11 protein-coding genes are annotated in these 8,416 nt (G+C 56.8%); all 11 read right to left on the minus strand.

All coding sequences use genetic code 11. The features are described 5' to 3' along the window. Nucleotides 1–10 precede the first annotated feature (10 nt). Nucleotides 11–1,027, minus strand: coding sequence for an iron ABC transporter permease (locus tag RWM61_RS10170; protein WP_314000261.1), 1,017 nt, complete (start codon nucleotides 1,025–1,027; stop codon nucleotides 11–13). Next, nucleotides 1,024–2,073 carry an iron ABC transporter permease gene (locus RWM61_RS10175; RefSeq protein WP_314000263.1) on the minus strand — a complete coding sequence of 350 codons (1,050 nt, stop codon included), beginning with the start codon at nucleotides 2,071–2,073 and terminating at the stop codon, nucleotides 1,024–1,026. Before RWM61_RS10175 ends, RWM61_RS10170 begins: the two co-directional genes overlap by 4 nt. An 82-nt stretch (nucleotides 2,074–2,155) precedes the next feature. After that, nucleotides 2,156–3,526 carry a stalk domain-containing protein gene (locus RWM61_RS10180; RefSeq protein ID WP_314000287.1) on the minus strand — a complete coding sequence of 457 codons (1,371 nt, stop codon included), beginning with the start codon at nucleotides 3,524–3,526 and terminating at the stop codon, nucleotides 2,156–2,158. A 183-nt stretch (nucleotides 3,527–3,709) separates the two neighbouring features. Next, entirely contained in the window at nucleotides 3,710–4,303 is a 594-nt protein-coding gene (gene folE / locus RWM61_RS10185; protein ID WP_314000267.1) for a GTP cyclohydrolase I FolE, read from the minus strand. Nucleotides 4,304–4,336: 33 nt separating this feature from the next. Continuing rightward, on the minus strand, nucleotides 4,337–4,558 hold the full coding sequence (locus RWM61_RS10190) for a YneF family protein (protein ID WP_314000269.1): 222 nt from the start codon (nucleotides 4,556–4,558) through the stop codon (nucleotides 4,337–4,339). A 120-nt stretch (nucleotides 4,559–4,678) separates the two neighbouring features. Then, nucleotides 4,679–5,236, minus strand: coding sequence for a methylated-DNA--[protein]-cysteine S-methyltransferase (locus RWM61_RS10195; RefSeq protein ID WP_314000271.1), 558 nt, complete (start codon nucleotides 5,234–5,236; stop codon nucleotides 4,679–4,681). Beyond that, the gene (gene queG, locus RWM61_RS10200; protein WP_314000273.1) at nucleotides 5,233–6,432 is read right to left on the minus strand and encodes a tRNA epoxyqueuosine(34) reductase QueG; all 1,200 of its coding nucleotides are present in this window, start codon (nucleotides 6,430–6,432) and stop codon (nucleotides 5,233–5,235) included. The genes RWM61_RS10195 and queG overlap by 4 nt, the downstream gene beginning before the upstream one ends. A gap of 23 nt (nucleotides 6,433–6,455) precedes the next feature. Further along, nucleotides 6,456–6,893 (minus strand): ribonuclease HI, encoded by a 438-nt coding sequence (rnhA, locus tag RWM61_RS10205; RefSeq protein WP_314000275.1) that lies wholly within the window; start codon nucleotides 6,891–6,893, stop codon nucleotides 6,456–6,458. Nucleotides 6,894–6,906: 13 nt separating this feature from the next. Further along, nucleotides 6,907–7,524 carry a signal peptidase I gene (lepB, locus tag RWM61_RS10210; protein ID WP_314000277.1) on the minus strand — a complete coding sequence of 206 codons (618 nt, stop codon included), beginning with the start codon at nucleotides 7,522–7,524 and terminating at the stop codon, nucleotides 6,907–6,909. Nucleotides 7,525–7,531: 7 nt separating this feature from the next. After that, nucleotides 7,532–8,086 (minus strand): DUF402 domain-containing protein, encoded by a 555-nt coding sequence (locus RWM61_RS10215; RefSeq protein WP_314000279.1) that lies wholly within the window; start codon nucleotides 8,084–8,086, stop codon nucleotides 7,532–7,534. Nucleotides 8,087–8,205: 119 nt separating this feature from the next. After that, nucleotides 8,206–8,416: GNAT family N-acetyltransferase (locus RWM61_RS10220; RefSeq protein WP_314000281.1), on the minus strand; the 211-nt coding region annotated here is incomplete at its 5' end.

Genomic DNA, 8,416 nt, shown 5'->3' on the forward strand with positions numbered 1-8,416 from the left:
TATTATTAAATCAGCGTCCGCGGTACAACAGCCATAAGAAGTAAGGCGCCCCTAAAAGGGTGGTCAGCAAACCGGCCGGCAGCTCTGCAGGGGCAACTACTACCCTTCCGATCGTATCCGCGGCAACGGTTACGATCGCGCCGATCAACGCCGCGACCGGAAGCATTTTCCTAATATTAGGCCCAACCAAAAACCTTGCCATATGAGGCGCCAGCAGCCCGACAAAGCCGATATTGCCGGCAACGGCAATCGCGCTGCCCGCCAGACCGACACCGATAGCGGAAGCGAACAAGCGAATCCCCTCCACCCTGCCGCCTAAGCCCCGGGCAACGTTATCCCCTAACAACAGAACGGCCAGCGGCCGTGTTACTGCCAATCCGAGAACCAGAAAGGCGGCAAACCAAGGCCAGACGGCCGCCAAGCGCTCGGAGCCCTGCCCCCAGACCGAACCGATTAACCAGAAGAGGGCCGAATCCAAATCGTCGGGGGCCTTGAGCACAACGGCATCCCGTGCCGCCAAACAGAAAGCGGAAATCGCGATCCCCATCATAATCAGCCTTTTGGGTCGGATACCGTCCTGCCACGTCAACAAATAAACGGCGAGCGCCGCGCCGGCGCCGCCGAGAAAAGCGAAAATCGGCAGAACTCCCGGCGGCGCGGCAGGATACAACAGAATAAGAATGACCGCCATCAAGCCGGCTCCGTTGCTTACGCCGATAATATCCGGCGAGGCCAGACTGTTGCGGGTGATCGCCTGAAAAATAGCCCCGGACATCGCCAGAGCCGCCCCTACCAGCACCGCTATGAACACACGCGGCATGCGCATATCCATAATCAGCTGCTCCGTTTGCGCCAATTCTCCGCCGAGCCATGCTCGCATCGTATCCGGCATACTTATTCGAACCGCTCCCAGGGCCGTACTCCCTATAGTGATGGCAAGCAGAAGAACGGTCAGAAGCAACGCGGTCAACCACCATGGGGCCCGCGGCAGCTGCAGGCCGGGCGGCGGTTTCAGTGTCGTTTTCATGTAATCCTCCTGGAGCGTATAAGGTAGATGAAAAAGGCCGCTCCGATGACGGACATCAGAATGGAGACCGAAACCTCTTCAGGATCATAAACAAGCCGAGTGGCGAGATCAGCCGCCACAAGCAGCAGCGCTCCCAGCACGCCGGAACACGGCACCACCCAACGCTCATCGGAACCTACCAGGAATCGGGTAATGTGCGGAACGACCAACCCGATAAAGGCGATCGGCCCGGACACCGCAACGGCGGAACCCGCAAGGCAAACGACCGCAATGGAGGAAATCAAGCGAATCATGCGAACGCGCAATCCCAACCCAGCAGCCACTTCGTCGCCCAACCGCAGCAAGTTAAGCTTGCCGGTCAACAACAGGGAGACGGCAATCCCCGCCGCAATCCATGGATATAAAAAACGGATGTCCCGCCATTCCACACCGGCTACACTGCCTTTCAGCAAATAGGAAAGAGCATATGCATTTTGTGCATTGACGAGTATGATGCCTTCAATAGCCGTACTGATCAGCGCCGAAACCGCGACACCCGCCAAAGCCAATTTAAGGGGAGAAGACATTTTGGAACCGATGGAACCGATCCCCCATACCAGCATCATCGTCAATCCGCCGCCGCCAAACGCAATAATGGGAATAAGTTTATCCGGTACCCAAGGCAAATACAGAGTCGCTATCAGAATCGTAAGCGCTACTCCCCAGTTAATGCCGAGCATCTCGGGGGCAGCCAGCGGATTATCCGTTATAGCCTGCAGCATAGCGCCCGATATTGCCATAGCGGCGCCAACCATGACGGCGGCCAATACTCTCGGAAGACGAAGATCCATCACGATCTGGTGCTGCGGCAAATCGCCGTTATAGCGGAACATCGCGTCTAATACCGTTTGATTCGACAGGTCCGCGACCCCGAAACGGATGGAGCTTACTGCAGCGAGCAACAGCAAAAAGATGCCCGCGCATAGAACCAGGCTGTTGGTGAAATGGCGCGCGTAATGATGTATCGGAACGGAAGTTTCACCGCCAAGATTCCGATCTGAACCCATATCCGTTCATCTCCTAACACGGGGAAAGACGTGAGCGGATAATAGGCTCACGTCAATTGTATGTCCTTCAGCGATATGATCATTACTTGGTTACATAATCCACAGCATCGTTCATGATGACTTTTGCGGCTAACGGTCCGCGGTAGAATGTCCAGTTTTCCAGACTTACCTTTTTGACATTGCCCGCTTTGACTGCGCGGAGATCCTTCCAGATGGTGGCTTTGTCGAGATCGACATTATCGGTCCATTTCGGGCTTTCAAGAAGGAAGATGACATCCGCGTCAATTTCAAGCAGCTTCTCTCTCGAGATGTAGGCATCCGGCTTTCCGTCGGCGCTGAAAGAAACCGTCAAGCCGATTTCTTTTAAGACATCCCCCGTAAAAGAATCCGGTGTGAATATGCGCACCTGATTTTTCGCATAGTTGCCTACCGGCAGCACTTTTAATTTCCCTTCCTTGGCGAGGGCCGCTTTGGAGGACGAAACTTGTTTGTAGTAGCCGGAAAGCACCTCTTTGGCTTGATCATCCAAATTGAAAGCATTGCCCAGCTTATTGATGATCGCTTTCCAATCGTCATCGCCCGCCCCTGTGAACAACGCGGTTGGGGCTATACCGGATAGCACATTGTAAGCCTCTTTGTGGCGTTTGACGTCACCGATAATCAGATCCGGTTTCAAGCTGGCGATCACTTCAGTGCTCGGCTGTCTGCGGTCGCCGACCCAAGTAAACGGATAAGTGATGTATTTGTCCAGGTATTTGGGGAGGTCTTTATTGGTGGCATCCTCTTGGGCGATTCCGACAGCCTGCACGCCCAACGATGTCAGAATATCCAGCAGGTACATATCAAGCACAACGACGCGCTGCGGAACTTGATTCAGGGTGACGGTCCCAATCGTCGTTTGCAAGGTCATTTCCGTTCTGATCGCAACCGTCTTGCTGGAGTTGTCCCATTTGATCCACAGTCCGAACGCCTCGGAAATAAACCGCAACGGAACCATCGTGCGTCCGCCAACCGCGACAGGCGCAGCATCAAGTTGAACTTTTGCGCCGTTCTTATACGCGGTTGTCGAACCGATCGTCAGCTTGAGTCTGGTGTCCGCTTTCGTGACGACCACGGTTTTTGCTTTACTGTCCCAGCCCACGGTTGCGCCGAGGCTTTTGGCAATACCCGCGTACGGAACCATTGTCCGGCCTTGCACAACCAAAGGCGCGGTGTCAAAAGACAAAGGCTGCCCGTCCTTGGTCACCTTGATGTTTCCGTCGGCTGCCTGCGCCAAACCCGGCGAGATGGTTGCGGCAATCATAATAAAAGCCATAATTCCGATTAAAGCGTGACGCAAAAATCTTTTCGTCATTTCCCCTTTTTCCACCCTTCGTGATTTTGATTCAAAATGGTCTACAATTGTGAGAATGGTTATCATTATCACCAGATAAATGATAAAACTTCCATGCATGATTGTCAACTATTTTTCCGCGCAATGTTGTTGCGGGAGACGCACATAGCAAAATAACGGTTGAGCCCTCCCTGTAAACCAAACAAACCCGGCACCTGTACTGAGGTTGTCAGTACCCGGACCGGGTTTGTCATATACTTGTACCAGATCTGCGGCGAACCATACCGGGTTGCCTTGGATGGTTTATTGTTTCAGCAATGACAGGAATTCGGAGCGGAGCGCCGCATTCGTTACGAACTCTCCGCGGACAGCCGATGTCACCGTTTTGCTGCCGGACTTTTTGACGCCGCGGGCGCACATGCAGAGATGCTCTCCCTCCACCACCACCATCACGCCGTTCGGATGAAGCGCTTCGTTCATAATGTCCGCGAGCTGCGACGTAATCCGTTCCTGCACCTGAAGCTTGCGCGTAACCGCCTCGACGAGCCGCGCCAGCTTGCTCAGTCCGGCTATTTTCCCGCTCGGAATGTAGCCGATGTGCGCTTTTCCGAAGAAAGGAGCCATGTGGTGCTCACACTGGCTGTAGTACACAATGTCGCGCACGATGACGAGCTCCTCATGCTGCTCGTCGAACGTGACGCCCAGCACCTCGCGGGGGTCGATGTCATACCCGGCGAAAATTTCCTCGTACATGCGCGTTACCCTAGCCGGCGTCTCCAGCAAGCCCTCGCGCTCGACATCCTCGCCGATCAACTTCAAAATTTCTTTAATATGGTATTCGATCTGCTCCCTGTTCGCAGCTACCTTGCCGTTCAGGTAATCCTTCAGACCAGCCATTCCGACTCCTCCTCCAAACCCGCAGCCGCCGGTTTACTTGCGCGGAAACTTGCCCGATTTCATCATTTGCTGCGCGCGCTGCATTTGCTGCTTGTTCATATTGTAACCCATCTGCTTCGCCATCTTCTGCAGCATTTCCGGGTCGCTCTGCATTTTCTCCAACTGCTTGCGCAAATAAAACACGCCCGCGGCAAAACCCGCTATCAATCCGACGATCAATGTGACGATCGGTATAATGATATCCCATGCGCTCATCGTCAGTCACCTGAGCCTTTCATTCATAATGTCCATTATCATAGCATGTCCCCCCGGGAAACTCAATCCGCCCGGTGATGTGTTCCGGCATACGTTCCGGCATACGTTCACGGCATGCGTTCAAGACTGCCGGTACCCTTCGAGCTCCAGCAAAAACGTCTTGATCGGCATCCCGCCGCCATAGCCGACCATCGAGCCGTCGGCGCCGATGACGCGATGGCACGGCACGACGATCGGAACCGGATTCCGGTTGTTTGCTCCCCCCACGGCCCGCACGGCAAGCGGCTTGCCGATCCCGGCCGCCACCTGCTTATAAGAGCGCACCTCGCCGTATGGAATGAGCCGCAGCTCCTGCCACACGCTTCGCTGGAACGCGGTGCCGAGCATATCGAGCGGCAAATCGAAGTCTAATGTTGCTCCGCGAAAATAAGCGTTTAATTGAGCGGCGCTTTCCGCCAGCACCGGATGGGCGGGCGCTTCGATCCACTCGATCGCGCCTTCATGGCCGGCCAATCCCTGTTTGGCGGCCCATATCGAGAGCGGCATCTCGCGATCCCTGAACGTGCCGAAGTCGATGTGGCATAAGCCCCGGTCCGTCGCACACAGCACGAGCGGGCCGATCGGCGATTCCAGCTCCGCCCGGTACAATGTCAACGCCGTTGTCGTTGTCGTCATCATATTTGGCCGTCTCCTCCCTGCAGCTCATCGAGTCGGTGCCCCTCGGAACGGAAGGAAGCCAGCGCCTGCCGGATCATGGCGGACGCTTCCGGATCCCGTTCCCGTTCGCAAGCGTCACGCAGCGCGGCCCCGGCCTCCTCGCCGCCGATCCGGCCGAGCGACCATGCGGCCGTTCCCCTCAGTACCGGACGCGGATCATCCCGCAGCACCTCTGCAAGCGCCGGCACGGCCGACTTGTCCTTGAAGTTGCCGAGCGCGATGACGGCGTTGCGCTGAATCGGCTTCTTGCCTCTCCACGATGCCGCGCTGCTTCCGAACTTCTCCTTGAATTCCCGGTTGCCTATCGACAACAGCGGAACCAACAGCGGCTTCGCCTGCTGCGGATCCGGCTGCAGCTCGGGGTGCTGCGTCCAGTTCAGCCCTTTATTAACCGGGCAAACGATCTGGCATGTGTCGCAGCCGTACAGCCGGTTGCCCATCTTGCGCATCATCTCATCCGAGAGAAATCCTTTCGTCTGCGTGACGAAGGAGACGCAACGCTGGGCGTCCAGCTCGCCCGGACCGACCAAAGCGCCGGTCGGACAGGCGTCTATGCATTTCGTGCACGCGTCGCAGCCTTCCGTCACTGGCGTATCCGGCGGAAACGGCACATTGGTGATCATCTCGCCCAAATACACCCAGGAGCCGAATTCCGGCGTAATGACCGCGCAGTTTTTGCCGCTCCAGCCGATGCCCGCTCGCTCCGCCACCGCCCTGTCGACAAGCGCGCCCGTATCGACCATGCTTTCCGCGCGGAAGCCCGGTACCCGCTCGCTCAGCCACGCCTCGAGCCGCCCCAGCCGGTCGCGCAGCACATGGTGATAATCTTCGCCCCAGGCCGAGCGCGACAGAATGCCGCGGCGGGCGCCGGGCTCCGACTTCGGAGCATCCTTAAGCTTCGACGGGTACGCGACCGCGATCGCAATGATCGATTGCGGATCGTCGAACAGCAGCGCCGGCTCCGTGCGCTTGTCCAAGTCCGGCTCCTCGAAGCCGGACTCGCGGCCCAGCTCCCGGTGGCGAATCAGCGTTTGCTTTAAACCAGTAAAAGGCGCCGCCGAAGCGACGCCGACTTTGTCGATTCCGAGGGCGGGCAGCGCCGCCGTCATCTCGGCTTTCAGCTCCGCCAAGCGGGCCTGCGTCCATTCGCCCGGCATATTCCCGCGCTCCTTTCATTCCGTTACGACAGCCGCCTGATTGCTTCGCGCGCCAGCTCGTCGCACCGATTGTTCCACTCATTATCGCTGTGGCCCTTAACCTTAATGTACGTAACCTGATGCTTCTGCATAAGCTCCCACAGCTTTTTCCATAAATCCTGGTTCTCTACGGGCTGATTCTTGCTGTTCTTCCACCCGTTGCGCATCCACCCGCGAATCCAGTTCTGGTTGAAGCAATTCACGACGTAAGCCGAATCGCTGTATATCGATACCTTGCACGGCTCCTTCAGCAGACTGAGCGCTTGAATGACCGCCGCGATTTCCATGCGGTTATTGGTCGTCATCGGCTCCCCGCCCGAAATCTCTTTCTTGTTCGCTCCATAAAAAAGGACGGCTCCCCAGCCGCCCGGTCCCGGATTGCCGGAACAAGCGCCGTCCGTGTAGATCTGTACGTCCTTCACTGTGCCACCGCTCCTAGAGCTTATTGATTTTTGCAATCGGCCAGAGCACGAATTGCGCCTTGCCTTTGATGAGCGCGCGCGGTACCGGCTTGAATGAACGGCTGTCCTTGCTCGCGCCGGCGCGCCGGTTGTCGCCCATGACGAAATAAAAGCCTTCCGCTATTTTCTCCGGTCCGTAATCCGTATCTTCGATCTCCACGTCCGTATAGGACTCGACGGTTTGCACCCCGTTCACATATAAACCGCCCGCGCGAATTTCAACGGTGTCGCCCGGCAAACCGATGATCCGTTTGACCAAATATTCTTTCCGGTCGATCTGTTCCGACGGATCTTTCAGGATGACCACGTCATACCGCTCCGGTTCTCCGATGAGATAACCGATTTTGTTGACGAGAAGCCATTCATCCTGCACCAGCGTCGGCTCCATCGATTGCCCTTCGACCGTCGACAGGTTGAAAACGAACCGGTTGACGAGCAGCACGATGACAAGCGCGACGCCGAGTGTTTTGGCCCAGTCGAGCAGCTCCTCCAGCCATCTGGCCCGCGGCTTCCCGGATTCGCTCCGTCGCTGCGGACCGACGCCCGCTCGAGCGGGTCGGCCGGTTTGCCGCTCTGGTTGCGATCGGCTCATGTAACGTTTACCCCCCGCTTGCTTCCTTTTTCCACTGCTTGAAATAAGTCCTGACCGCTTGTTCCGAACAAAACGGCTCCTCTGAGCTCCGGATGCGGCTCACCAGCCGCCCGAGACCGGCCGCAATTTTGTTGCGCACGGCGGCGGGGTAATGATAAAGCTGCTTGTTCGCTTCATATTCATCCCGGTCCACCACATGCATGGAGCCGTCGGCAAGCCGGATCACATCCAGATCGTAATCGATATACGTCAACACTCCGCCCGCGATGTGCACGGGAGAAGCGACATTGCAATAATAACGGATACCTGTCGGCTCCAGCAGCGCGACGATATTAAACCATTCCTTCGGAATGAAAAAGGTAACGGCCGGCACCTTGCTCGTCCACCGCTTGCCGCTGCTTTCCTCGACCGGCGTCTCGTCGTTGATCAGCACGATCATCGATTGCGCCTCGTGAGCCGGCAGCAGCCGCTGCCGCGGAACCAGCCAATTCTGGAGCCACATCCGGTGCAATCGTCCGTCATGCTTGAAGCTTTTGATCATGCACCGCTCGTAAAGGTTCATACGCTTTCCCGCCTTGGGTTCTACTAATAGAAAAGCATATCTTGCGGCCAAAAGCAATGGCGCGCAACATATGCTCTCCGAGTGAAAATATGGGAGCCGACCCTGAGGGCGGCCGTTCGTTAACCGTTGACGATGCTTAGCTGGCGGAACGATCTGAAAAAGTCCTGCGCCGCGTAGCCCATCTCTTCATACAAGGAAAGAATCGGTTCATTGTGCTCGTCCGCGGTAATGAGAATCCGCGAGACGTTGCGCTGTTCGAACCGTTGCTTGAGCGACGTGATCAGCGACTTGCCGATGCCTTTGCGCTGATGGTCCGGATGCACGGCAATG

It is taken from the genome of uncultured Paenibacillus sp. (assembly GCF_963515335.1).
In the GTDB taxonomy this organism is placed as follows: domain Bacteria; phylum Bacillota; class Bacilli; order Paenibacillales; family Paenibacillaceae; genus Paenibacillus_I.